Genomic DNA, 635 nt, shown 5'->3' with positions numbered 1-635 from the left:
CCTGTACTTGTCAGTAAGCATCAAACCCGTATTTCAGGTCTTGATGACAAAATCATCAGCTTTTACGCCAAAGGTCAAACCACTACTGAGATTGTCGAAACCATCAAGGACATCTACGACGTCGACATCTCAAGCAGCTTGGTTTCCAGAGTCACTGACAACATCTTGGATGACATCACCGCTTGGCAGAACCGGCCACTGAGCAGCGTCTATCCTATCGTCTACTTAGACTGCATTGTCGTCAAAGTTCGTCAGGACAAGCAGATCATCAACAAAGCTATCTATCTGGCCTTAGGCGTTGCTCTTGATGGTAAAAAAGAGCTGCTTGGCATGTGGCTATCAGAGAACGAGGGCGCTAAATTCTGGCTTGGTGTTCTCACTGAGCTACAAAACCGCGGGGTTCAAGATATTCTTATTGCCTGTGTCGATGGTTTAAAAGGCTTCCCTGATGCCATCAATACGGTCTACCCTAACGCTCAGGTTCAGCTGTGTATCGTGCATATGGTGCGCTATTCGATGAAGTTCGTACCTTGGACGGACAAGAAGGCCGTAGCAGCTGATTTAAAGGCCATCTACGGTGCTGATACGCTTGAGATGGCAGAGGCCAACCTTGAGCACTTTGATGAAGTATGGGG

1 protein-coding gene is annotated in these 635 nt (G+C 47.7%); it reads left to right on the top strand.

The window, feature by feature from the left end; all coding sequences use genetic code 11:
- Positions 1-635: IS256 family transposase (locus ACT3SX_RS15450; protein WP_444761864.1), on the top strand; the 635-nt coding region annotated here is incomplete at both ends.

This window comes from Psychrobacter sp. AOP31-B2-9 (assembly GCF_052378005.1).
Classification (GTDB): Bacteria; Pseudomonadota; Gammaproteobacteria; order Pseudomonadales; family Moraxellaceae; genus Psychrobacter.
The sequence above is the reverse complement of the archived record's forward strand: the minus strand, read 5'-3'. Positions and strand labels throughout refer to the sequence as shown.